We start from the raw sequence: 24759 nt of genomic DNA, 5'->3' as shown, positions 1-24759 counted from the left end.
CTACCCTTCCTCATGCTGAGCATTGGTCCCTTCTCGATCCGCGTCGTCGCGGTAGCCGTCGCCGCACTGCTCGCGTGGCTCGTCGCGCGCCTCATCCAGCGCCGCCCGCCTGATGGACACCACAAGACCGCATCGAGCCTGATCCTCGACACGCTGCTGCTCGGCCTGCTCGCCGCGCGTATCGGCTACGTCGCGCAGTGGTGGCACGAGTACGCGGCCGCACCGCGCTCGATCATCGCGCTCGGCGACGGCGGCTTCGACTGGCGCATCGGCCTCGCGGCCGCGATCGTGTTCGCGGGCTGGCGCCTGCGCCGCCTGCCCGCGCTGCGTCGCCCGGTGATGGCCGGCATGCTCGCGGGCGTTGCCGCATGGGGCATCGCGCAGGGCACGCTCGCCACGTTGCAGCACAGCGCGCCGCCGCTTGCCGCGTTGCAGCTCGAAGCGCTCGACGCCACGCCGGTACCGGTGCAACGCTTCGCGGGCAAGCCCGTCGTCGTCAACCTGTGGGCGACGTGGTGCCCGCCGTGCCAACGCGAAATGCCGATCCTCGCGCAAGCGCAGCAGGATCATCCCGGGATGACGGTGCTGATGGTCAACCAGGGCGAAGACGCGCAAGCGGTGCGCGCGTTCCTCGAACAGAAGGGACTGCGGTTCGATCACGTGCTGCTCGACCGCACGTTGCACGCGATGCAGACCTACGGTTCGCGCGGGCTGCCGACGACGCTCTTCTTCGACGCGAAAGGCAATCTCGTCGAATCGCACATGGGCGAGATCACCGCCGCACGGCTGAAGGATGCCGTGGCGGACCGCTTCGGCCAGTAACGCGCGCCGTCCGAAGGACAGCGGCACCGCGTCGTCACGCCCGAGCAACGCGAAAGGCTCCGGAACGTTTCGCTGGAACGGCTGATGCAGACGCTGGCGTCGTTGGGCCAGCATGTGGAAATCGTGGTGCGGCCTGCGGGGCCGCCGCGTTCGGCCGGCATCACGGTGCCGGTCTGACGGCCCGCGGAATGAACGAAACGCAGTGTGTGTAGCGGGCCGGGCCCGGCCGCCGCCGAAGGCCCGTCACAGGCGAGCGGGAGCAACGTACCGGCGCTCCGCGATCACCCTAGATACACCGGCACCGTACTGATCGCCGCGGATTCCGGCGACGCGCCGGAACTGACGGTCAAGGCTGCGAAAACACCATCACGCGCCCTTGCACACGCTGGAGCTTCAGCCAGCCCATGTCGGCGGTGAAACGCAGTTGCTGCAGCGGGAAGTCGAACTGCGCATTCCCGGCGGCGCTCACGACCGCATTGGCGATCCAGCGGATCAGCGCCTTCCCCTCGTCGGTCGTCACGCTGCCATTCTGCACGCCGTAAAAATAGCGGTTCCCGGCGTTGACCTCGTTCTGCAACTGCATCCAGTGCCCCGGCAACCCTTGCAGGGTCTTGAACAGGTCGGCAACCCGTTGCGTCGTGAGACCGCGCGCCCACAGCGCGCCGTTCGCGGCCGGCCGGGCCAGGTTGTGACGATCCGCGGCCTGAGCCTGCTCCTTGATCTGTCCCCTCAGAGAATCATCCTTCGTCATGCCACACTCCTCATCGTGATGGGCGCGGGAGAACAGCCTCGCGCGCGACGCATGCACGATACGCCCATTGCAAGAAGTCATCGCCTGTCAGCTATGTCAGGCTTCACTGTCAGGCGTCTGTCCCCATCACGCTTTCTTCTTTCCCTTCAATACGAACGCAGCTGCCGTACACCCCACCATGGCGACACCCGCGATCAGGAACGTATCGCTGTACGCCATCAGCAGCGCCTCGCGCATCACGCGCTGATTCACGAGCGCGAGGGCCAGCTCGTGCACGCCGCCGGTCGACGAACCCGGCAACGCATCGGCACGCGGCACGTGCACACGCGACAGCAGCCGCACCAGCATCGTCATGCGTTCCTGAAAGGCTGCCGAGAACGGCGAAACGGCCTCGCCGATCCGCATCGCGTGCAGTTTCTGCCGCTCGACGACGATCTGGCTCGCCACCGCGATGCCGATCGCGCCGCCAACGTTGCGCACCATGTTGAACACGCCTGATGCCGAACCGAGCTGCGCCTTCTCGATTCCGTCGACGGCCATCACCGATAGCGCGATCACGACCAGCGACTGCCCGATCCCGCGCACGACGAGCGACGGCACGATCACATTCGATGCGGCGTCGGCGCTCAGGTGGATGTTCATCAGGCAGCCTGCCGCGACGAGCGCGAAGCCGAGCACGATCGTCGCGCGCGGGCTCGTGCGGCGCATCAGCGGCGGCGTCAGGAACGACATCACGAACTGCACGAGCCCGTACGGGATCATCGCGAGGCCGATGTCGCGCGCGCTGTAGCCGTGCAGTTCGGCGAAGTAGTTCGGCACGAGAAATACCACACCGAACACCACCGCGCCGAACAGGAACTGCATCAGGCTCGCGATCCCGAAGTTGTAGCGGCCGAGCAGCCGCAGGTTGATGAACGGCTCCTTGCGCCGCAGCTCGATCGCGACGAACGCCGCGAGCCCCGCCGCCGCGACGATCGACAGATCGACGATCAGGTCGGACGCGAACCAGTCCTTGCGACCGCCCTCCTCCAGCACCATCTGCAGCGCGCTCAGGCCGAGCGCCATCGTCGCGATCCCGAACCAGTCGGCCTGGCGCAGCTTCGACAACTGCACAGGCACCGGGCGGATCGCCCATGCGATCGCCACGATCAGCGCGATCGCGGGCGGAATCTGCAGATAAAAAATCCAGCGCCACGAATACATGTCGGTGAGCCAGCCGCCGAGCGACGGCCCGGCCGCCTGCGCGACGTTGTTCGCCACCGCGAACAGCGCCATGCCGAACGGATGCTTCGACGGCGGCAGCTCGGTGACGATCAGCTGGAACGACAGCGGAATCAGCACGCCGCCGAACGCGCCCTGCAACGCGCGCGCGACGATCATCGACGAGATGTTCGGCGCGACCGAGCACGCGATCGAAAACGCCAGAAACCCCGTTGCGCCGACGAGCAGCACGCGGCGCGCGGAGAACACCTGCACGAGCCAGCCGGTGAGCGGAATCACGACGATCTCGGCGACGAGGTACGCGGTCGAGATCCACGACCCTTCCTCGAAGCTCGCGCCCAGCGAACCGCGGATGTCGGGCAGCGACGCGTTCGTCACGTGCACGTTCATCCCCGCCATGAAGCAGCCGAACACGCCGCCGAGCACCGCGACCCATGCGCGCAGCGATACGGCTTCGTCGTGCGGGGCCTGCGTTGCGGCCGCCGTCACGACCCGGCTCCCGGCGCGCCGCGCGTATCGACGCGCGCGATCACCGACATGCCGGGCCGCAGCACCAGGCCCGGCGGCGGGGCATCGAGGCGGATCTTCACGGGCACGCGCTGCACGACCTTCGTGAAGTTGCCGGTCGCGTTGTCGGGCGGCAGCAGCGCGAATTCGGCACCCGAGCCCGGCGCGAGCCCGAGCACGCGGCCGTGCAGCGTGCGGCCCGAGTATGTATCGACGTCGATCTCGACTGGCTGCCCGTCATGCATCGCGCCGAGCTGCGTCTCCTTGAAGTTCGCGACGACGTACACGTCGCGCAGCGGCACGACCGCGAGCAGCGGCATCCCGACCTCGACGTACTGGCCCGCGCGCACCGCACGTTGGCCGATCGTGCCGTCGCGCGTCGCGCGGATCACCGTATGTTCGACATCGAGTCGTGCCAGCGCGCGCTTCGCTTGGGACGCCGCAAGCCGGGCACGCGCCTGCTCGATCGCAGCCGCGCTTTGTGCGCGGCGCCGGCGCAGCACCGTCTGCTGGTCGTCCTGCGCGCGCACCGCCGCGCTCGCGCGGGCCAGTTCCGCACGCGCCTTCAGCGCATCGGCGTGCGCCTGTTCCCAGCGTTGCCCACTCGCGGCCGATTCGGCGAACAACTGCCGGTAGCGCGCCGCATCGGCATCGCGCCGCGCGGCTTCGGCACGCGCGGCGGCCGCGTCGGCCTGCGCCTGCTCGATCACGCTGCGCTGCTGGCCGACCTGCGCGTCGAGCGTGGCGGCCGCGGCTTCCTCGGCCCGCAGTGTTGCCTCGGCCGCGGCGACGGCCGCCTGCGCATCGTCAAGCTTCGCGCGATAGTCGCGATCGTCGAGCGTGACGAGCACGTCGCCACGCTTCACGGGCTGGTTGTCGTCGACGGCCACGCGTGCGACATAGCCGGCCACGCGCGGGCTGACGGTCACGACGTCGGCGCGCACGTACGCGTCGTCGGTGTGCTCGATGAAGCGGCCCACCGTCCACCAGCGCCAGCCGAACCAGGCCAGCGCGATGACGGTGATGAAGACGCCGGCGGCGATCCAGTGGCGCCGCGCGAAACGGGCGGATTTCTCGGGGACGGCTGTGGTGCTCATGATCGGAATCGGAATGGTTGAGTGCGGGCGGAGTCACGAACAGGCGGCTAGCGCTGCCAGCCGCCCCCCAGTGCCTTAAAGACGGCCACCTGATCGAGCGCGACCTGTTGCGTCGATGCGGCCAGCGCGGCATCGACCGCGACGAGGCTGCGCTGTGCGTCGAGCACGCCGAGAAAATCCAGCGCGCCCGCGTCGTAGTTCAGTTCGGCCAGCCGGTAAGCGCGTGCGTGCTCGGCACGCGCGGTGTCGAGCGCGGCCTTGTGGCGCCACTCGGCGCCATAGCGTGCGAGCGCCTGCTCGGTTTCCTTCAGTGCGCGCAGCACTTGCGCATCGAACGACGCACGCGCGGCGGCATCGTCCGCGCGGGCCTGCGCGAGTTGCGCGCGACTCGTTGCAACATTCGGAAAGCGCCAGGTGATCAGCGGCCCGACGCCCCACGCGATCGCGTACTTGTCGCCGAGCGACGACGGATCGCCGGTCGTCGACAGCCAGTTCACCGAACCGCCGAGGACGATCGACGGATACAGCTCGGCCGTCGCGACACCGATCCGTGCGTTCGACGCGGCGAGCCGCCGCTCGCTTTCGCGCAGATCGGGCCGGCGCCGAAGCAGCGCGGCGCCGTCGCCGACCGGAAACGGTCGCGCCAGCGACGGCGTCGCGCGACAGCGCGCGGCCGCGTCGGGAATCGCACTAGGCGCGTGCCCGGTCAGCACGGCCAGTTCATACAACGCGGCACGGCGCGCGCCTGCGAGCGCGGGCAAATCGGCGCGCGTGTCGTCGGCGAATGCGCGTGATCGCGCGACTTCCAGATCGGACACGAGACCGTGTGCACGTTGCCGGGCGGTCAGCGCGGCGAGGCGGTCGGCGATCGCGACCGAGCGCTCGGCCACGTCGATCCGCTCGCCGTACGCGCACGCCTGCGCATAGGCGGCCGTCGTTTCGGCGGCCACCGCGACGCGCATCGCATCCGACGCAGCCTGCACGGCCTCGGAATCGGCACGCGCGGCGTCGACGAGATGGCCGACGCGCCCCCACAGATCGATTTCCCACGACACCGCGAACGACGGCGCGAAACCCCAGCGCGTACGCGCATCGGTGCCCTTCGCGCTCGCGACGATCTGGTCGGACGCGTGCTTGCCGTAGTCGACGCCGAAGCCGGCCGTCGTATCGGGCAACCGCGCGGCGTCCGCTTCATCGAGCACGGCTCGCGCACGCGCGACGCGCGCCGCGGCCACCGCGAGATCGCGGTTCTGCGCGAGCGCTTCGCGCACGAGTGCGTCGAGCGCCGGATCGTCGAACAGCTGCCACCAGCGATCGGGCAATGCCCCGCCGGACGCGACGGGTGCATCGGCCGCCGCGTCGAACGGCGCCGTGCGCGCCGCATCGGCCACCGGCGGACGGTACGGTGCGCCGACCGAGCAGGCGGCAAGCATCGCGGCGCTCAGCAGCGCGGCAGCAACGGACAAACGGGAGGAAACCGGAGGAAATGACGAGGCGCGCATCGTGCAATGGCAGTCGAACAAACGATGGGCCTATGGTAATTTCGACCCATTCGGTCGATCTCGCGCGCAAAGCGCATTCGTCGTCGAGAAATGGACACATGGATCAATTTTTCAGCGCGCTCGAGCACCAGGACAAGCACAAGCAGATCGCCGTCGTCGCGTCCGACGCGGCGGCCGGCATCGCGTATCCGCCGCATTCGCATCGGCATGGCCAGCTGATTCACGCGATTTCCGGCGTGATGCTCGTGCATGCGGATGCCGGTAGCTGGGTCGTGCCGACGGGGCGTGCGGTCTGGGTGCCGGGCGGCACGCAGCACGAGATCCGCATGGCCGGCGACGTGCAGATGCGCACGGTGTTCGTCGCACACGAAGTGCGGCCGAGCCTGCCACGTGAATGCCGCGTGATCGAGGTCGGCACGTTGCTGCGCGAGCTGATCGTGACCGCGAGCGAACTGCCGGCGGATTACGACCTCTCGCATCGCGCGGGCCGCGTGCTCGCGCTGATCCTCGACGAAATCGAGATCGCGCCGCTGCTGTCGCTGCACGTGCCGATGCCGCGCCATCCGGCGCTCGCCGCGCTGTGCACGCGGCTCATCAACGAACCGTCATCGGTCGTCACGCTGCAATCGTGGGCGCGCGACGCGCACATGAACGAGCGCACGCTCGCGCGCACCTTCAAGCGCGAAACGGGGATGACGCACGGTGCATGGTGCCGCCATGCGCGCCTGCTGCTGAGCCTGCCGCGTCTCGCCGCCGGCACGCCGATCCTCGAACTCGCGCTCGAGCACGGCTACGACAGCCCCAGCGCGTTCGCGGCGATGTTCCGCAAGGCACTCGGCGTGCCGCCGAGCGAATACTTCCCGCGGCGCTGAACCGTACTGCCCGTATCGCGACGATCGCGCGCCGACGTGCGCACGCACATGGACGCTGACACGCGGTGCGAATGCGGCAGCGATCGCATTCGAGCCGGCGACGACGGCCGACGTTGCGACATCGCGCGAGATCGCGGTTCGGGAAGGGACGGGAAAGGGCGGGAATCGGCCTGCTGCCGGCGCGCGTCGCGGACGACGGACTACGTTCAGGCGCGTGGGTGCGTGTACGGCCCGATTGCCGGGCGGAGGAAGTGGGCGTGTTTCTGGCGTATCCGTCGCGCAAGCATCTCGACGCCAAGACGCGCGCGCGGGTGAATTTCATGAAGACGGAACCGCGCGCCAAGCTTGCCGTCCGTGCACCAGCAACCGCACGGACGACGACACGGCCGCGCCGGACCTGGCCGGCGCGGCCGCCAAGCCGCCCGTTACGCGACGGCCTTCACCGCCGGCTGAACACCAAAAAACGTCGCCTGCGCCGCTTCGTCCGCGCGCGCATACGCGCGGTTGATGCCGCTGATCACCGCGCGAATCGACGCGGTCGTCAGGTTCGCATCGATGCCGACGCCGAACGCGCTGCCGCGCACGCCCGTGCCGGACAGTTCCGCGATCGCGATCGCCTTCGCATCCGCGCCCTGCGACAACGCACGCTCCTCGTAGTGCTGGATCCGCAGCGGCGTACGCAACGCGTGCATCAGCGCGTCGAGCGGGCCATTGCCTTCGCCGCGCAGCACGCGGCGCTCGCCGTGCACATCGGCGGTCAGCACGATCGTCTCGCGGCCGTCGCGCTCGGTCAGCTCATGGCCGACATATCGCAGCGGCGCATCGCCTTCCACGTATTCCTGCTGGAACAGCGACCAGATCTGCGCGCTCGTCACTTCGAGCCCGCTGTCGTCGGTCAGGCGCTGCACGGCCGCGCTGAAGTCGACCTGCAGGCGGCGCGGCAGCACGACGCCATAGCTCTGCTCGAGCAGGTACGCGATACCGCCCTTGCCCGACTGGCTGTTCACGCGAATGATCGAGTCGTACGTGCGGCCGACATCGCTCGGATCGATCGGCAGGTATGGCATTTCCCACACGGCATCGGGGCGCTGCACCGCGAAGCCCTTCTTGATCGCATCCTGGTGCGAGCCGGAGAACGCGGTGAACACCAGGTCGCCGACATACGGATGGCGCGGATGGATCGGCAACTGCGTGCATTCCTCGGCCATGCGCGCGACTTCGTTGATCTGCGAGAAATCGAGGCCCGGATCGACGCCCTGCGAATAGAGGTTCAGTGCGAGCGTGACGAGGTCGACGTTGCCGGTGCGCTCGCCGTTGCCGAACAGGCAGCCCTCGATCCGGTCGGCGCCCGCCATCACCGCGAGCTCGGCCGCCGCGACCGCCGTGCCGCGGTCGTTGTGCGGATGCACGGACACGATCAGCGCATCGCGGCGCGCGAGGTTGCGGTGCATCCATTCGATCTGGTCCGCGTAGAAGTTCGGCGTGCCGACTTCCACGGTGGCCGGCAGGTTCACGATCGCCTTGTGCTCCGGCGTCGGCTGCCACACGTCGAACACGGCGTCGCAGACTTCCTTCGCGAAATCGAGCTCGGTCGCCGTGAAGGTCTCGGGGCTGTATTGCAGCGTGAAATGCGTGTCGGTCGCGGCATCGGCGAAGCGCTTGATCGTGCGCGCGGCGTTCACCGCGAGCGCCTTCACGCCATCGCGGTCGAGGCCGAACACGATCTTGCGGAATTCCGGCGCGGTCGCGTTGTACAGGTGCACGATCGCGCGCTTCGCGCCGCGCAGTGAGGCGAAGGTACGCTCGATCAGGTCGTCGCGCGCCTGCGTGAGCACCTCGATCGTCACGTCGTCGGGAATGTGGCCGCCTTCGATCAGCTCGCGCACGAAGTTGAAGTCGGTCTCCGACGCCGACGGGAACGCGACCTCGATCTCCTTGAAGCCGATCGCGACCAGCATCTTGAACATCCGCATCTTGCGCGCCGCGTCCATCGGCTCGAACAGCGACTGGTTGCCGTCGCGCAGGTCGGTGCTCATCCAGATCGGCGCTTGCGTGATCGTGCGCGTCGGCCACGTGCGGTTCGGCAGGTTGACGGGCGTGAACGGTCGGTACTTCGTCGCGGGGTTCTTCAGCATCATGATGTTCGGTCCTCGGTCGGTTTGTCGGGAAACCGCCGCGCGCTGGCCATCGGTCGTGAGGGCAGGCTGCGCGCGCAGCGATGAAAACGGTAGAAAACGGCACAACGGCAAAGCGGTACGGCGAACGACAGCCTTGGCGGTTGAGCGACCGGGACGGAGCGGAACGATTCGGAAGAAGGACGAACTCAGGCGCCGGTCGACAACCGGGGCCAGGTCGGTGATGCGGGGGAAATCTGGCGCTTCAGGAAAGAAGCAGATGGAAAGCGCGCAGCCGCAGACCCAGCCCGGAGAAACGGGCTAGTAGTCGTAGCGAGAAGAGGGACTGGGCGGCTTGCATGGCCGCAATCAAATCACATGGGGATGGGGGCTGTCAACTGGCCGAGCGCACATGGCGTTGCATCTGATCGCTCAGAATCAGTCCAGTCCGATAGGCGGCGCGGCGCCGTGTCGATATGCTTCATGGGTGCGGCGCCGGTGAGGCCCCTGTTCACGTTCGGAGTGAGTTGGTCAACGTACTTCGCCGGTTGCCGCACCCCTCCCCTGTCGCGATCGGGTTTCGGTGCGGGCGTTCGGTGGTGGCCGGTGGGCGCGGCCACGACCGAGATGCTGATGTTGAAACCAACGCTGCCATATGCGAACGCCGAGCGCCCGCGCCCAAGCCCGATTGCTCCCGCCTCCCGGCCCGCCTGTGCCATCGCGCATCATTCAGAAAATCGATACACCCGACGATATAGTTTCCTGAATATATCGAAACACCACCCATTAAATACATTTCAATAAATCGATTAACCTCCATTTTCGATTTACTGAACAATAGCCATTCCCCGGCGAATATTTTCTGATTTATTTTTCGGCATGCTCGGTATGTCGCATTTCAAACGGCAAACGTTTGCGCGACACGGCTTGAAGCCTTACCCATCATTCCTCAGGAGGAAAGCATGGCCGATTTTCAAACGTCATCCAATCGCGCCGGCGAGTTTTCGATTCCGCCGAATACCGATTTCCGCGCGATTTTCTTCGCGAATGCCGCCGAGCAGCAGCACATCAAGCTGTTCATCGGCGACAGCAAGGAACCCGCCGCTTATTACAAGCTGACCACGCGCGACGGCACGCGTGAAGCGACGCTGAATTCCGGCAACGGCAAGATCCGCTTCGAAGTGTCGGTGAACGGCAAGCCGTCGGCCACCGATGCGCGCCTCGCGCCAATCACCGGCAAGAAATCGGACGGCTCGCCGTACACGGTCAATTTCGGGATCGTCGTGTCGGAAGACGGCCACGACAGCGACTACAACGACGGCATCGTCGTGCTCCAGTGGCCGATCGGCTGACCTGACACGCGCGTGACGACCGACCACCACCGGCCGCCTGCGGGCCGGCCGGCGGTGACGCGTCGCATTCAGCGGCCCCCCTTTTTGCGTCTAAACCCGACCTACCAACGGAGACATCCATGCCCCTCCTTTCGGCTTCGATCATCAGTGCACCGGTGGCGACATCGGAAACCTACGTCGACATCCCGGGCCTGTACATCGACATCGCCAAGGCAGAGATTCGAAACGGGAAACTGCAGGTGATCCTCAACGTGCCGACGCCGTACGCGACCGGCAACAACTTCCCCGGCATCTATTTCGCGATCGCGACCAACAAGGGCGTCGTCGCGGACGGTTGCTTCACGTATTCGTCGAAGGTGCCCGAATCCACCGGGCGCATGCCGTTCACGCTCGTCGCGACGATCGACGTCGGCGCCGGCGTCACGTTCGTGAAGGGCCAGTGGAAAAGCGTGCGCGGCAGCGCGATGCATATCGACTCGTACGCGAGCCTGTCCGCGATCGGGGACACGGCCGCGCCATCGTCGTCGACCGGCAGCGGAAGCGGCGAAACCGGAGTGGGCGGCAACCCGGGCGGCACGGGTAGCGGCACGATCGGCGGCGGCGGCGAGCGCGACGGCACGTTCAACCTGCCGCCGAACATCAAGTTCGGCGTCACCGCGCTCACCAACGCGGCGAACGACCAGACGATCGACATCTACGTCGACGACAACCCGAAACCGGTCGCCACGTTCAAGGGCGCCGGCGTGCAGGACCAGAACCTCGGCACCAAGGTGCTCGACTCCGGCAAGGGACGCGTGCGCGTGATCGTGATGGCGAACGGCAAGCCGTCGCGGCTCGGCTCGCGGCAGGTCGATCTCTTCAAGAAGACGTACTTCGGGATCGTCGGCTCGGAAGACGGCACCGACGACGACTACAACGACGGCATCGTGTTCCTGAACTGGCCGCTGGGTTAAGCAGCATCACGCAGCGCCCCTCGCCACGCCGCCCGGCGTGGCGATTCATTTCAACGCGCGTGCCCGTCTCCTCCGCCACGCGCGACAGCCCTGACGCCTTCAGTTCGGCCGCATGTACCGATCGAAATTGTTGATGTATTCGTCAAGGTGAAGTTCCAGTGCCTTCCTGTATTCATCGCAGAAATACTGGACCGTTTCTTCCCGCGTCGCGGCCATGTCCGCACCGGACTCATGGCCGGATGCGCTAAGCCATGCGTTGAATCGTGCGGTCGCATACATCATCGATGCGCTGACTTTGCCACGACTCGGTGCTTTTTGAAGCTGCTCGTTCGATAGCTCGATGTGCTCATCTGCACGAGCATAGAAATTTTCGTCGACTTCCATGGCTTATGCGCTGCGCGTGAAGTAACAGTCATTGTCCCGTATTTCAGGGGGCTGCACCACCATGTTGCTTCGCACGATGACCGGCAATTCGGCATTGCATGCGCGCACATCGACGCACGCATGCAACGATGCCGCCCGCCGCGGGCGGCGGCACCGCGCCAACCGTCAACCGGCCCGCGATCCGGCAGGATTCGACATCGCCACCGGTTGCGACCACGCAGCCGACGCCAGGCGCATGCGCGCATCGAGCGCCACGCGGTTGAACGCCACGCGCCGTTCACCGCTCAGCTTCGCCGTCTTGCCCGCCTGTACCAGCGCGACCGGGTCGACGAGGCGATCATGCCGCCGGACCTCGAAGTGCAGATGCGGCCCCGTGGCCGTACCCGTGCTGCCGACCGCGCCGATACGCTGGCCGCGCGCGACCCGCGTGCCGGTGCGCAGCGACGGCTCGAATGCCGAAAGGTGCGCGTAGTACGACGCATAGCCGCCGTCATGGCGGACCACCACGTACTTGCCGTAGCCGCGTGGCTCGGTGCCGATGAACGTCACGACGCCGCGCTCCGACGCATGAACCGCACGCCCGGCCGGCGCGGCGAGATCGACGCCGGAATGCACGTGACGCGCGCCGGTCACCGGATGCACGCGCGCACCGAAATGCGAGCTGATGCGGTTTGCGCTGACCGGCATCGCAAACCGCACGCCGGCGAGCGGCACGCCGTCGAGGTCGTAATAGGCGCCCGGCGAACGAGCATCGGGCGCAAACCATACGCTCGCGAAGTGCTGGCCGCGCAAGCGAAGCTCGAGCGCCGTCACGCGCACGCCGCCCGGCAGAGCCGCGTTGCTGTCGGGTTCGTATGCAACGCGGAAGGTGTCGCCGAGCGCACCGCGCTGTTTCAGGTCGACGCGACCGGCGAGCATGCGGGTGATCTGCGCGACAACGCCGGCCGGCAGATCAGCGCGCGCCAGCGACGCCTGCAGGCTGCCGACGATCGCGCCGCCACGCGCGCCGCGATCGGCTTCCGCGAGCACGAACGGCTCGGCCGCGGCAAGATCGACGGGACGCCGCTCGAACACAGCCTGCTCGCCCGTCACTGGCAATGCCGACGCAAGACCGTAGTCGAACCTCGACGCATACGCGCGTTCGACCGCCCCGCGCGCCGCGTCGCACAGCACGCGGTAAGCCACGCATGCACCGAAGCGCGCCACCGGGTCGTCGCGTTCGCCGGCCGTCGGCACGGTCGACGCATGAGACGCGTAGGCAACGTCGAGCGGCGCGGCCGTCGATGCATGCAAGCCGCCCCACGTCGTGCGCGCGGCATTGAAAAAGGGCACGTCGACAAGGTCGGCCACCACGGGCGAAAACGGCGCGTCGTCGTGCGACGCGTGCGCCACCGCACCCGGTGCGCCGGCCACACAGGCCGCCGCGATGACGCCGCGCAGCAGCGTGCGGCGCATCGGGACACCGCGAACGCCGCGCTGTGCGGGTTGACCTTGCTCGCGTGCGAGACGGAAACGCAGGTCTAACCGCATGACGTCGTCACTCGCTGTCTGTCAGTGAAAAAATCGGGAAAAAGCCGGGTATCGCGGAGGAACGATCGGTGCGACCCGGCAACGTAAAACCGAGTGTATCGGCGTGATCGACGCAGCTGAATAGGACTAGTCTCATTTGAACGCACAGCCGCTTAGTACTAAATCGAAATCGCGATTTCGCGGCACGGCGCCCCGGCTACGCGGCATTCGACCCCACCTGTTCGCGCGAACCATTGCGCCCCGTGTACAGTCGAACGCTGCCGGCGCGTCAGCCGCAAGCCTGCCCGACCACGGCGGGCACGCGACGCATCGCGCACTGTGCCTTCAAACCGGAATCCCGTCATGTTGCTCGATCACCTGCACCCGGAACGCTGGACGTTCCTGTGGAACGCGCTGTCCACCCTCTCCATCAAGCTAGGCGCCGGCCTGGCGCTGCTCGTCGCCGGCTGGTGGCTGTCGAAACGCATCGGCAACTGGCTGAACCGTCTGCTCTCCAACAAGGAGCGCGTCGACGACACGCTGCGGCCGATCCTCTGCGACGTCGCCGTCTGGGGCATCCGCATCGTCGCGATCGTCGGCGCGCTGTCGCAGCTCGGCATCGAAACCGCGAGCATCGTCGCGGTGCTCGGCGCGGCCGGCCTCGCGATCGGGCTCGCGCTGCAGGGCACGATGCAGAACATCGCGGCCGGCATCATGCTTCTGCTGCTGCGGCCGTTCAAGGTCGGCGACTATATCGACGGCGGCACGGGCGTCGCGGGCACCGTCGACGAGGTCGGGCTGTTCATGACGCGGCTGACGAAGCCGGACGGCATCTGCGAATACGTGCCGAACAGCGCGCTGTGGGGCAGCTCGATCCGCAACTACACGCGCAACCCGACCCGCCGCCTCGATCTCGAAGTGGAAGTGTCGGTGCATGACGATATCGATCGTGCGCTCGACGCGCTGCGCGCGCTGGCCGCGGCCGATCCCGACGTGCTGCAGGATCCCGCGCCGGACGTGATGGTGATGCGCTTCGACGACAGCACGGTCGTCGCGAACATCCGTGTGTGGACGCATACCGAAAACTTCTGGGCAATGCGCTGGCGCATCGCGCGCCAGGTGCGCAAGACGCTCGCCGACGCGCATTGCGCGCTGCCGATCCGCACGCGCGAGCTGCACGTCGTGCACGACACGGAGCGTCGCGCCGACCGCGCACAAACGCGCGCGCTGTAAACGGCGAAGGCCGCGAAGCCCGGCATCTTCTCGAGCGCGATCTCGAGCGCGATGCAGGTCGTCGCGGCCGATCTCGATCGCGTACGCGGAATTCGTCGAGCGCGTGCTGCGCAAGCAGGCCGGGGGTTCGTCGATTCAGTCGAGCCTCGCGTTGCGCGAGGTAAAGTTCTCATCGCGCGTGCCGGCGCCGGGCGACTGAACGGCGCGACGAACGTGGAAGCCCCCCCGAAACTCCAAAACTCATCCCATGGAGCACTACTTTATGACGCGATTCCTCCCTTCCGTGTCGCTGGCCGCCACGCTGGCCTGCGCGTTGGCACTGAGCGCCTGTGCCGCGCAATCCACGCCGCCGGCTCAATCGCCGGCGCCGGCCGCACCGCCGATGGTCGGCAGCGATCGCGATGCGCACGGCTGCATCCCGTCGGCCGGCTATTCGTGGTGCGAAGCAACGCAACAATGCGAGCGCCCGTGGGAACTCGCCAAGCAAAAGGGCTTCGCGAATTCGGCGCAAGCGTACGACCAGTTCTGCCGGAACGGCGCCGCGAAGTAAAGTGACGTGACGTCACGCGATCGTGTCGCGGCCCGCCGCCGCGACACGACGCGACGCCCCCGAAATTCCCTCCCGATCCCGCTCGGTCATTCCCCCCGTTCCCGCTTTCCGCGACCGTCGTTCCGGAAACCCGGACACACAAAAAACCCCACGAAAACAACGGTATTTTTCGTTTGTGACACGGCAAACGAGTTCGGTTACATTACGCGCCCCTTGCCACCCCGCCCCCGCAAAACGCGTCGCGCGCAGCCTCTTTCCACGCAGCCTGAAGCGCCTTTCGCTCAGGCTTGCCGCAAGGGCCCGGGCGCGTTGTGCGCCACTGTGACGCAGGCGCTTGCCTGCCCGCAGGAAGCCGATCCGAAGGTGTCCTTCCGACGGCTTCGCGTGCGCAAATGCAACGGCGCGCCGCGTCGATCCGGAATTCCGGATTTGCGATCCGGATCTCCGGATACGCGATTCACCGCGATCGACACACGCGCCGGGCGGCTTGGCAAACCGATGCATCCAAGTTGAAAAAGGGATCTGCTGTGATCAAAACGTTACGGGTAATACTGTCGGCGCTCGCGCTGTGCGTCGCCGCGTCGTCCGCGCATGCCGCCGATACGAAGAAGGTCGACGTCCTGCTGGTGGGCGGCGGCATCATGAGCTCGACGCTCGGCGTCTGGCTGCACGAGCTTCAACCTGACTGGTCGATGACGATGGTCGAGCGCCTCGACGGCGTCGCGCTGGAAAGCTCGAACGGCTGGAACAACGCCGGCACCGGGCACTCGGCGCTCGCCGAACTCAACTACACGCCGGAAAAGGCGGACGGCAAGATCGACATTTCGAAGGCCGTCGAGATCAACGAGTCGTTCCAGATCTCGCGCCAGTTCTGGGCGTGGCAGGTCAAGCAGGGCGTGCTGAAGAATCCGCACTCGTTCATCAACTCGACGCCGCACATGAGCTTCGTGTGGGGTGACGACAACGTCCGCTTCCTGAAGAAGCGCTACGAAGCGCTGCAGGCCAGCCCGCTGTTCCGCGGGATGCAGTATTCGGAAGACTACGACCAGATCAAGCAGTGGGTGCCGCTGATGATGGAAGGCCGCGACCGCAACCAGAAAGTCGCGGCAACGTGGACGCCGATCGGCACCGACGTGAACTTCGGCGAGATCACGCGCCAGTTCGTCGGCTACCTGAAGACGCAGCCGAACTTCACGCTGTCGCTGTCGAGCGAAGTGCGCGAGATCAAGCGCAACGCCGACGGCACGTGGCACGTGACGTGGGTCAAGCTGCACTCGGATGAACCGGCGCAATCGGTCGACGCGAAGTTCGTGTTCATCGGCGCGGGCGGCGGCGCGCTGCACCTGCTGCAGGCGTCGGGCATCCCCGAGGCGAAGGACTACGGCGCGTTCCCGGTCGGCGGCTCGTTCCTCGTGACCGACAACCCCGAGGTCGTGAAGCAGCATCTCGCGAAGGCGTACGGCAAGGCGTCGGTCGGCTCGCCGCCGATGTCGGTGCCGCACCTCGACACGCGGATCATCGACGGCAAGAAGATCATCCTGTTCGGGCCGTTCGCGACGTTCTCGACCAAGTTCCTGAAGAACGGTTCGTACTTCGACCTGCTCAAGAGCACCAACACGCACAACGTCGCACCGATGATGCGCGTGGGCGTGGACGAATTCCCGCTGGTCCAGTACCTCGCCGGCCAGCTGATGCTGTCCGACGACGACCGCTTCAACGCGCTGAAGGAATACTTCCCGAACGCGAAGAAGGAAGACTGGCGCCTGTGGCAGGCCGGCCAGCGCGTGCAGATCATCAAGCGCGACCCGGTGAAGGGCGGCGTGCTGAAGCTCGGCACCGAGATCGTCGCGTCGCAGGACGGCAGCATCGCGGGCCTGCTCGGCGCATCGCCGGGTGCGTCGACGGCCGCGCCGATCATGCTGAACCTGATGAAGAAGGTGTTCAAGGACAAGGTCGCGACGCCCGAGTGGCAGCAGAAGATCCGCCAGATCGTGCCGAGCTACGGCACGAAGCTGAACGACAGCCCGGCGAAGGTCGTCGAGGAATGGACGTACACCAGCGACGTGCTGCAGCTCTCGCCGCCGCCGAAGATCGACGTCAACGTCCCGTCGCAGGCCACCGGCACCACGCCGGCCCGCCCGGCGAAGGCGTCGGCCGACATGGCGCTGTAACGCATAAGACCGCCGCGCGGCGTCGTTGCGCCGCACGACATGGCCGCCCTCCGGGGCGGCCATTTTTCATGGCGCGCGCCGCAGGCACGGGCGGCGTCGCCCGCTTCCGCTAGAATTGCGGCACGCGCGACCCCGTCGCCGCCCGATCCATCATCCGCATCGACGCAATCCAAGCGACGCCCGATGCGGCCCGCGCCCGAACCGCGCGAGCGCCGCCCGTCGTTGCCGCGCCCGCCCGGGCGCCACCTCAACCGAATTCTGCTGGAGAAAGACCTTGTTTACCTGCCGAAACCAGAGCTGCGGCACGCAGTGGGAACAGTCCGACGTCGTCATCAAGGACGAAGGCCAGGGGCTGCTGTTCCGCTGCCCGCTGTGCGGCGCGCGCAACTATCTCGAACGCTTCGAGGGCGACGACGGCACCGTCGTCTACGAACAGATGGAAGGCAAGCCTTACCTCGGAGACCTCGAATGACCCAGCCGACCGCCACACCGTTCAGCGCACTGCCGTTGACGCCCGCCGCGCTCGCCAACCTCGCGCAGCTCGGCTATGTCGACATGACGCCGATCCAGGCCGCGAGCCTGCCGATCGCGCTGGCCGGCCAGGACCTGATCGCGCAGGCGAAGACGGGCAGCGGCAAGACCGCCGCGTTCTCGCTCGCGCTGCTGGCACGCCTCGATGCGCGCCGCTTCGACGTGCAGGCGATGATCCTGTGCCCGACGCGCGAACTCGCCGACCAGGTCGCGCAGGAAGTGCGCCGCCTCGCGCGCGCCGAGGAAAACGTGAAGGTGCTGACGCTGTGCGGCGGCACGCCGATGCGCCCGCAGGCGCAGAGCCTCGAACACGGCGCGCACATCGTCGTCGGCACGCCGGGCCGCATCATGGATCACCTCGATCGCGGCAACCTGAAGCTCGACGCGCTGAACACGCTGGTGCTCGACGAAGCCGACCGGATGCTCGACATGGGCTTCTTCGACGACATCGCGAAGGTCGCACGGATGTGCCCGACCACGCGCCAGACGCTGCTGTTCTCCGCGACCTATCCGGACGGCATCGTGAAGCTGAGCCAGCAGTTCCTGCGCAACCCGAAGGAAGTGAAGCTCGAAGAGCGCCACGACAACAGCAAGATCCGCCAGCGCTTCTATGAAGTGACGGAAAACGAGCGGCTGCATGCGGTGGGCCAGTTGCTGAACCACTACCGGCCGGTGAGCACGATCGCGTTCTGCAACACGAAGCAGCAGTGCCGCGACCTGCTCGACGTGCTGCACGCGCAGGGCTTCCACGCGCTCGCGCTGCACGGCGAGCTCGACCAGCGCGAACGCGACCAGGTGCTGATCCAGTTCGCGAACCGCAGCTGCTCGGTGCTGGTGGCAACCGACGTCGCCGCGCGCGGGCTCGACATCGCGCAGCTCGAAGCGGTGATCAACGTCGACGTGACGCCCGACCCCGAAGTGCACGTGCACCGCATCGGCCGCACGGGTCGCGCCGATCAGGACGGCTGGGCGCTGAGCCTCGCGAGCATGGACGAGATGGGCCGCGTGGGCGCGATCGAGCAGGCGCAGAAGCGCGACGTCGAATGGCACCCGCTCGCGGAACTGAAGCCGGCCGACGACGGCGTGCTGACGCCGCCGATGGAAACGCTGCAGATCCTCGGCGGGCGCAAGGACAAGATCCGCCCGGGCGACGTGCTCGGCGCGCTGACCGGCGACGCCGGGTTCGACGGCAAGCAGATCGGCAAGATCAATGTGACCGAGTTCTCGACCTATGTCGCCATCGAGCGTGGCGTGGCGCGCGACGCACTGCGCAAGCTCAATGCAGGGAAGATCAAGGGCAAGCGGGTCAAGGTCCGGTTGATGGACGAAGAGTGATGCCGGCGCGCGCCGTGACGCCCACGCGGCGCGCTCGCCCGTCGAGCATGCGTTCGACACGCTGAAAACCGATGGCGATCTGAAGAACGTGTCCGGCGTCGGCGCGGGCGCGCTGCGCGCCGCACTCAGGCCAGCGCGGGATAACCGTACGCGGCCGCCTGCTGCTCGAACCGCGCAATCGTGTCGTAATCGGCCGGCGACAACCGTTCGAATCCCTTCAGCCGCAGCACGCGCGCCCGTTCCGCATCGGCCGACACCGCGCGGTCGAGCGCATCCTGCAATGCGGCGGCCTGTGTGTCCGCCAGCGCCCGCGATGCGATGAACGGCAACCCCGGTGCGGATGCCGTCATCCCGATGATCCGGATATCCGCCAGCAATCCGGGCAGCGCGTCGCGCACGTACGCGAACGTCACGCAGTCGATCGCCGCGCAATCGGCCTGCGCCGAAGCCAGCGCACGCAGCACGTTCAGATGCGAGCCGAGCGCGGCAACCGATCCGAAGAATCGTCCGTCGCGCGCATACGGCGCGACCGCATGCCGGAGCGCGTTCATCCCGCTGTGCGAATCTCGGCCGTTGAAGGCGGCCCGCAGCCCCCGGCATGCGGCGAGCGTCGTCGCGCCGCCCGCATGCGCGCGCGCCGACACGGCCAGCACGCTGCTGTAGTGCGCGCCGTGGCAACCGTACGCATCGAACACGGGGGTCGCGATCAGTCGCACGACATCGCGCAAGCCCAGCATCCGGTACGGATAGCCGCAGGTCTGCGACAGCAGCAGATCGTCGCGCCGCCAAAGCGCGTGCAGGTCGTCGAAGGGTTCATCGGGAGGCGCCACTTCGGCGGGCCCGCCGCCCGCGCGCGCGAACGCATCGAGTGCATCGCGCAGCAGCGCGCGCCACAGCGCGTCGTGGCGCGGCGTCACGTTGTACATCGGCAGGGCGGCGATCCATGGGCTCATGCGGGCATTCTACGCATTGCCGCTCGCGCAGCGGAATCCGGTTCGATCCCGGCAAAACGGGGGCCGAACGGGGGCGCCGCGCGCCCGAAGCTTATCGGCCGCGCGACGATAAGCAAATGCGAATCGATTGGTTGGCCGCACCGCGCGATCCCGGTACCGTCGTGATGCCTGCCCGCGCTTCGCCACCGCGCGTGATCGCGGACAGGCCGACCGTGATCCGCGAGACACCTGCGCACCCGGGCCGAGCGCACCGGTTCAACCGCTCGTTCCCCGCACTACCCGTTCAATCCCGCCTCAACGCCATGGCCGAATATTTCGACGTCGACCACGCGCGTGCGATCGCCGCGCTCGACACCCGCTTCACCGCCCGCACCGAGTGGCCGACCTGGCTGCTGGTCGTCGCGATCTACGGCGGCTGGCTCGCCGTGCTGCTGCTCGTGCGCGACGGAACCCTGTCGCTCGCGGCCGCGACGCCGCCGCTGATCCTGCTCGGCGCGTGGCACCTGTCGCTGCAACACGAACTGCTGCACGGCCATCCGACGCGCTCCGCGCGTGTGAACAAGCTGCTCGGCTACCCGCCGCTGACGGTCTGGTATCCGTACACGCTGTATCGCGACACGCATCTCGACCATCATCGCGACGAGGACCTGACGGTGCCGGGCGTCGATCCCGAAACGAACTACGTCACGCGCGAACGCTGGGCGCAGCTGCCGCGCTGGCAGCGCGTGCTGACGGTCGCCCGCAAGACGTTCATCGGACGCTTCGTCGCCGGGCCGCCGCTGAGCATCGCCGCGATGTGCGTCGACGCATTCGCCGCGTTCCGCCGCGCCGACTTCCGCTATCTGCCGATGTGGGCGACGCACATCGCCTGCGTGGTGGCGCTGCTCGCGTGGCTGCAACGGGCGATCGGCGTGCCGTGGTGGTATTACCTGCTCGCGGTCACATGGCCCGCGTTGTCGATCGCGATGATCCGCTCGCTGTACGAGCACCGCGCCGCGCCGCATCCGAAGGCGCGCATCGCGATCAATGAAGCCGGCTTCGCAATGCGGCTGCTGTACCTGAACAACAACTATCACCTCGTCCATCACGACCTGCCGAAGCTGCCGTGGTATGACCTGCCGCGCGCATACCGGATGCGCCGCGACGCGTATGCGCAGAAATGCGGCGGCTTCGTGATTCGCGGCGGGTATCGCGAGCTGCTCGCGCGCCATGCGTGGACGCCGACCGATACGCCCGTGCACCCGTTCGATCAGGGCACGGCGTCGTTGTCGACGGGGAGCGGGATCAAGGTGGCGGTGGTCGACAAGGTGTTGCAGATCAGTACGTGACGTGCGGCGAAGGCGCCGATTCGTCCGCCCGCCGCATCTTTCTTACGAAACGCCGACAACATCACTCCCGTCCGCGCATTGCCAATTGCGTCGGCCATGCCCAGAATGACGGCTCGTCCGGGGCTCCCAACCATCATTCGCCCCGGCTCTGCCCCGGCCACGCGCCGCACGCCCCCACGACGATGCAACCGAACACCCCGCCCGGCACAATCCGCGCGATCGGCAACGACTGGTCCGTCTCCGCGATTACCGCGGGCTTTCTCGCAGTCCTGATTTCGTATGCGGGCCCGCTCGCGATCTTCTTCCAGGCCGCGCAGGCGGCGCATGTATCCGACGCGATGGTGTCGTCGTGGGTCTGGGCGATCTCGATCGGCGCGGGCATCTCGGGCCTGTTCGCGAGCTGGAAGCTGAAGGTGCCGGTCATCACCGCGTGGTCGGCGCCCGGCACCGCGCTGCTCGTCGGCTTGTTTCCGCAACTGACGCTCAACCAGGCCGTCGGCGCGTACATCACGGCCGCGCTGATCATCCTGCTGATCGGCGTCACCGGCTATTTCGACCGGCTCGTGCGCCACATTCCGCGCGGCATCGCGTGCGGAATGATGGCCGGCATCCTGCTGCCGTTCGGCACGCATGCGTTCGCTGCGGCGTCGGAGCAGCCCGCGCTCGCGTTCGGGATGATCGCGGCCTACGTGATCTTCAAGCGCGCGCTGCCGCGCTACAGCATCGTGCTCGTCCTGCTGACGGGCGCCGTGCTGGCGACGCTGCTCGGGATGACGCATCTCGGCAACGTGTCGGCAAGCATCGCGCACCCGATCTTCATCGCGCCCGAATGGACGCTCGGCACGACGCTCAGCCTCGCGCTGCCGCTCGTCGTCGTCAGCCTCACCGGCCAGTTCCTGCCGGGCATGACGATCCTGCGCGTGTCCGGCTATCACACGCCCGCGCGCCCGATCATCACGGCGACCGGCGTGATGTCGCTCGTGGTCGCGTGCTTCGGCGGGATCACGATCGTCGTCGCGGCGATCACGGCCGCGCTCTGCACCGGCAAGGACGCGCACGAGGATCCGCACCGGCGCTACGTCGCCGGGCTCGCGAACGGGGCGATCTACCTGATCGGCGGCCTTTTCGCGGGCACGATCGTCACGGTGTTCTTCGCGCTGCCGAAGGCGTTCGTCGCGATCCTCGCGGGGCTCGCGCTGATCGGCGCGATCGGCGCGAACGTGCACGGGATCTTCGAGGACGAGAATCACCGCGAGGCGTCGCTGATCACGTTCCTCGCGACCGCGTCGGGCATGACGTGGCTCGGGCTCGGCTCCGCGTTCTGGGGGATCGTGATCGGATCGCTTTCGTATGCGGTACTGAACAAGGTGCGGCGACAGGCGTGATGCACGTGGTGCGCATCGCGCGCCGCCGCTTCGGTCACCGCGCGTGCTGGCGCACCAGCTGCGCGAGCGCATCGGTCAACGTCGTCGTGCCGTAAAGCCGCTCCGACACACCCGCCTCGACGTCGATCTGTCCGGCGTTGTGCACGTCGTAGAGATCGACGATCAACTGCGCGTGGCGTTCGCTGAGGCCCGCACGCAGCAGCGTCGCGGCCCAGGTGTCGCGCGGCAGTTCATGCGCGACGATGGTCCGGCCGGCCGCCGTGCCGAGCGTATCGGCGATCGCCGTCACGCTCACCCTTCGCGGCCCTTCGACACTGACGATGCGCGGCCCGTTGCCGCCTTCGGGCGCATCGAGCAGCAGCCGCGCCGCGATCGCACCCACATCGGGCGCCCAGACTGTCGGGAACACCTTGCCGACCGGATGGTGAAAGCTCGGCAGCATGCCGGTGCCGAGCGCAACCGGCAGCACGCGCGTCCAGTTCTGCAGATGCTCGGCCGAACGCAGCAGCGTCAGTTGCGTCGGAATCGTCTTCAGCCGTGCTTCGAAGTCATGAAACAGGCGGGTGATGCCCGTATTGCCGTCGCGTTCCGCGCCGTAGTCCGACAGCGCGAGCAGCACCGGCGGCGGATTGGCGGCGAGCGCGGCGGTCGCGACATCGATCGTCCGCGTCATCGTCGCGGCCGGATCGGGGTCGGCGACGGGCACCGGGCACAGTATCTGCACGGCCTGTGCGCCGTCGATTGCCGACGCGATCGCGTTCGCGTCCGTCAGCTCTGCCATCACGATGTCGCAGCCGAGCTGCGCGAAACGTTCACGATGGCGTGGGTCGCGCAACACCGCGCGCACGGGATGACCGGCCTTGCGCAAGGCGGTCACGGTCGACTGGCCGACGTTGCCGGATGCACCGAAGATCACGAACACGATTCGCTCCTAGGGGAGATGAGGGTGAGGTGATTATTGGGTCGGACAGAGGGAACCGCGCGCAGGGAGGGATGAATACAGCAGGAAAGGATGACGGATTGGGGGGCGGCTGCTATGCGAGTTGTCCGCTGCGTCGCCGGTCCCGTGAACGAACACGCCTCCGATAGACGAGCCGCTCACGCCCAAGGGCGTTACGCTTCAACAGGCCCATCGAAACGTGAGACGGTAAGGCGATTTCTGGCTGAGGGTGAACGACCTGACGTTGCGGCGTACAGGACATCCCGATTGCCGCGGTCGACGTAATGAAAAGCTTCCCCCGAATCTTCGACGATTTTCACCCGCTGATACAACAGCACGCTCGACATGTCGTTGGACTTCCGGTCATGAAGCGTTGCATTGTCGGCGTCCGACAGTTGGATACCTCGTTTCCTTACCTTATGGGGCTTCATCAGTCGGAGCCAGAGCTTTAACCCGCCTCGCACAGATTCTGTGCGGTCTCCCGTCCCGCCGGCAACGCCGGCAGGATGCACGCATTGGCTGGCACAGTGCGGTATGCACAGCCGGCCGCCAATGACCGCTATGCGTGCGCCGCCGGACGAGCACGCGAGCGCGCACGGGTTGGCGCAGGAGCCGGCGCCGATTCGGCCGCCGGCGCGGCCGGAGCTACGGTCAGGTGCAATCCCAGCGCGCTGACAACCTTCATGATCGTTGCGAATTCGGCGTTTCCACCTTCCGACAGTGCGCGGTAGAGCGCTTCACGCTTCACGCCAGATTCGCGCGCCAGCGCCGTCATACCGCGTGCCTTCGCGACATTCCCGAGCGCGGCCTGGATCAGCCGCGGATCCCCATCTTCGAACGCTTGCGCCAGGTAGTGACGAATCGTTTCCTCGTCCTTCAGGTACTTCGAGCCGTCGAATTCGGCCAGTTCGCTTATTTTCATACTCAATCCTCCAGTTCGCCGGCGATTTGCTTCGCCACCCTGATGTCCTTCTTCTGGGTCGACTTGTCCCCACCGCACAACACCACGACGATGATTTTCCCGCGTCGCACGAAGTAGGCTCGATATCCCGGCCCTACATCGATCTTCATTTCATTGACGCCGTCGCCGACTGCCCGCCATTGGCCGAGGTTGCCGAGCTTAAAATCTCTAACAAAATGAGTGTTCGGGGGCTGTTAACCCGCCGCGCGTTTTGTTAACCTCTTCGTTGTTTCGCTGACGAGGAGGCCATGGCCAAACCGATACTCGATGACGAACTGTGGTCACTGA

General features: G+C 67.0%; 21 protein-coding genes and 3 pseudogenes. 13 read left to right on the top strand and 11 right to left on the bottom strand.

The genetic code is table 11. The annotated features are described in order from the left end of the window. The first annotated feature begins 12 nt into the window (after positions 1 to 12). Together LGN17_RS24085 and LGN17_RS24080 are read left to right on the top strand one after the other, a co-directional pair. Positions 13 to 822, top strand: a complete 810-nt coding sequence (locus tag LGN17_RS24085; RefSeq protein ID WP_226198889.1) for a TlpA family protein disulfide reductase — start codon at positions 13 to 15, stop codon at positions 820 to 822. Positions 823 to 879: 57 nt separating this feature from the next. Next, positions 880 to 999, top strand: a pseudogene (locus LGN17_RS24080) (XRE family transcriptional regulator); the annotation flags it as partial. Positions 1000 to 1168: 169 nt separating this feature from the next. Here LGN17_RS24080 and LGN17_RS24075 read toward each other — a convergent pair. From LGN17_RS24075 to LGN17_RS24060, 4 genes are all read right to left on the bottom strand, one after another. Continuing rightward, positions 1169 to 1573, bottom strand: coding sequence for a peptide ABC transporter ATPase (locus LGN17_RS24075; RefSeq protein WP_175956806.1), 405 nt, complete (start codon positions 1571 to 1573; stop codon positions 1169 to 1171). Positions 1574 to 1699: 126 nt separating this feature from the next. Then, complete coding sequence (locus LGN17_RS24070) at positions 1700 to 3283, bottom strand: MDR family MFS transporter (RefSeq protein WP_226198888.1); 1584 nt, start codon at positions 3281 to 3283, stop codon at positions 1700 to 1702. Continuing rightward, positions 3280 to 4398: an HlyD family secretion protein gene (locus LGN17_RS24065; protein ID WP_226198887.1), complete on the bottom strand. Its 1119-nt coding sequence runs from the start codon at positions 4396 to 4398 to the stop codon at positions 3280 to 3282. Before LGN17_RS24065 ends, LGN17_RS24070 begins: the two co-directional genes overlap by 4 nt. 47 nt (positions 4399 to 4445) lie before the next feature. After that, positions 4446 to 5864, bottom strand: coding sequence for an efflux transporter outer membrane subunit (locus LGN17_RS24060; RefSeq protein ID WP_226198886.1), 1419 nt, complete (start codon positions 5862 to 5864; stop codon positions 4446 to 4448). A 134-nt stretch (positions 5865 to 5998) separates the two neighbouring features. Here LGN17_RS24060 and LGN17_RS24055 point away from each other — a divergent pair, with 134 nt between their 5' ends. Next, complete coding sequence (locus tag LGN17_RS24055; RefSeq protein ID WP_226198885.1) at positions 5999 to 6772, top strand: AraC family transcriptional regulator; 774 nt, start codon at positions 5999 to 6001, stop codon at positions 6770 to 6772. A 425-nt stretch (positions 6773 to 7197) separates the two neighbouring features. On the opposite strand, the gene leuA is transcribed toward LGN17_RS24055, so the two are convergent. After that, positions 7198 to 8907, bottom strand: coding sequence for a 2-isopropylmalate synthase (gene leuA / locus LGN17_RS24050; protein ID WP_226199129.1), 1710 nt, complete (start codon positions 8905 to 8907; stop codon positions 7198 to 7200). Positions 8908 to 9848: 941 nt separating this feature from the next. Between leuA and LGN17_RS24045 the strand changes: the two genes are divergently transcribed. Together LGN17_RS24045 and LGN17_RS24040 are read left to right on the top strand one after the other, a co-directional pair. Beyond that, positions 9849 to 10238 carry a fucose-binding lectin II gene (locus LGN17_RS24045; protein ID WP_175965404.1) on the top strand — a complete coding sequence of 130 codons (390 nt, stop codon included), beginning with the start codon at positions 9849 to 9851 and terminating at the stop codon, positions 10236 to 10238. A gap of 119 nt (positions 10239 to 10357) precedes the next feature. Beyond that, a complete protein-coding gene (locus tag LGN17_RS24040) occupies positions 10358 to 11191 on the top strand; it encodes a fucose-binding lectin II (protein ID WP_226198884.1) in 834 nt (277 codons plus the stop codon). Positions 11192 to 11290: 99 nt separating this feature from the next. Here LGN17_RS24040 and LGN17_RS24035 read toward each other — a convergent pair whose 3' ends face one another. Both LGN17_RS24035 and LGN17_RS24030 read right to left on the bottom strand, forming a co-directional pair. Further along, positions 11291 to 11575, bottom strand: coding sequence for a DUF3144 domain-containing protein (locus tag LGN17_RS24035; protein WP_226198883.1), 285 nt, complete (start codon positions 11573 to 11575; stop codon positions 11291 to 11293). A gap of 165 nt (positions 11576 to 11740) precedes the next feature. Continuing rightward, positions 11741 to 13105, bottom strand: a complete 1365-nt coding sequence (locus tag LGN17_RS24030) for a M23 family metallopeptidase (protein ID WP_226198882.1) — start codon at positions 13103 to 13105, stop codon at positions 11741 to 11743. 342 nt (positions 13106 to 13447) lie between these two features. On the opposite strand from LGN17_RS24030, the gene LGN17_RS24025 reads away from it, so the two are divergent. The 6 genes and pseudogenes from LGN17_RS24025 to dbpA all read left to right on the top strand — a co-directional run bounded on the left by LGN17_RS24025 (position 13448) and on the right by dbpA (position 18904). Continuing rightward, positions 13448 to 14317 carry a mechanosensitive ion channel family protein gene (locus LGN17_RS24025; RefSeq protein ID WP_226198881.1) on the top strand — a complete coding sequence of 290 codons (870 nt, stop codon included), beginning with the start codon at positions 13448 to 13450 and terminating at the stop codon, positions 14315 to 14317. Positions 14318 to 14371: 54 nt separating this feature from the next. After that, positions 14372 to 14516 (top strand): annotated as a pseudogene (locus LGN17_RS36770) (Lrp/AsnC family transcriptional regulator); the annotation flags it as partial. Between the two features lie 63 nt (positions 14517 to 14579). Next, entirely contained in the window at positions 14580 to 14867 is a 288-nt protein-coding gene (locus LGN17_RS24020) for a hypothetical protein (RefSeq protein WP_175956815.1), read from the top strand. 509 nt (positions 14868 to 15376) lie between these two features. After that, positions 15377 to 17038 carry a malate dehydrogenase (quinone) gene (gene mqo / locus LGN17_RS24015; protein ID WP_226198880.1) on the top strand — a complete coding sequence of 554 codons (1662 nt, stop codon included), beginning with the start codon at positions 15377 to 15379 and terminating at the stop codon, positions 17036 to 17038. Between the two features lie 274 nt (positions 17039 to 17312). Next, the gene (locus LGN17_RS24010) at positions 17313 to 17510 is read left to right on the top strand and encodes a hypothetical protein (RefSeq protein ID WP_059237929.1); all 198 of its coding nucleotides are present in this window, start codon (positions 17313 to 17315) and stop codon (positions 17508 to 17510) included. Further along, positions 17507 to 18904 carry an ATP-dependent RNA helicase DbpA gene (gene dbpA / locus LGN17_RS24005; protein ID WP_226198879.1) on the top strand — a complete coding sequence of 466 codons (1398 nt, stop codon included), beginning with the start codon at positions 17507 to 17509 and terminating at the stop codon, positions 18902 to 18904. The genes LGN17_RS24010 and dbpA overlap by 4 nt, the downstream gene beginning before the upstream one ends. Positions 18905 to 19029: 125 nt before the next feature. On the opposite strand, the gene LGN17_RS24000 is transcribed toward dbpA, so the two are convergent. Continuing rightward, on the bottom strand, positions 19030 to 19857 hold the full coding sequence (locus LGN17_RS24000) for a phosphate/phosphite/phosphonate ABC transporter substrate-binding protein (RefSeq protein ID WP_226198878.1): 828 nt from the start codon (positions 19855 to 19857) through the stop codon (positions 19030 to 19032). A 302-nt stretch (positions 19858 to 20159) separates the two neighbouring features. Here LGN17_RS24000 and LGN17_RS23995 point away from each other — a divergent pair, with 302 nt between their 5' ends. Both LGN17_RS23995 and LGN17_RS23990 read left to right on the top strand, forming a co-directional pair. Continuing rightward, positions 20160 to 21185, top strand: coding sequence for a fatty acid desaturase (locus LGN17_RS23995; RefSeq protein ID WP_226199128.1), 1026 nt, complete (start codon positions 20160 to 20162; stop codon positions 21183 to 21185). Between the two features lie 182 nt (positions 21186 to 21367). After that, positions 21368 to 22570, top strand: coding sequence for a benzoate/H(+) symporter BenE family transporter (locus LGN17_RS23990; protein ID WP_226198877.1), 1203 nt, complete (start codon positions 21368 to 21370; stop codon positions 22568 to 22570). Positions 22571 to 22604: 34 nt separating this feature from the next. Here LGN17_RS23990 and LGN17_RS23985 read toward each other — a convergent pair whose 3' ends face one another. From LGN17_RS23985 to LGN17_RS23975, 3 genes and pseudogenes are all read right to left on the bottom strand, one after another. Beyond that, positions 22605 to 23492 (bottom strand): NAD(P)H-binding protein, encoded by an 888-nt coding sequence (locus LGN17_RS23985; protein WP_226198876.1) that lies wholly within the window; start codon positions 23490 to 23492, stop codon positions 22605 to 22607. 577 nt (positions 23493 to 24069) lie between these two features. Further along, the gene (locus tag LGN17_RS23980; RefSeq protein WP_107310713.1) at positions 24070 to 24432 is read right to left on the bottom strand and encodes an addiction module antidote protein; all 363 of its coding nucleotides are present in this window, start codon (positions 24430 to 24432) and stop codon (positions 24070 to 24072) included. Between the two features lie 2 nt (positions 24433 to 24434). Then, a pseudogene (locus LGN17_RS23975) lies at positions 24435 to 24632 on the bottom strand (type II toxin-antitoxin system RelE/ParE family toxin); the annotation flags it as partial. Positions 24633 to 24759 lie beyond the last annotated feature (127 nt).

It is taken from the genome of Burkholderia sp. AU30280, from assembly GCF_020420125.1.
Lineage (GTDB): Bacteria > Pseudomonadota > Gammaproteobacteria > Burkholderiales > Burkholderiaceae > Burkholderia.
This window is presented reverse-complemented; position numbering and strand designations above follow the sequence as displayed.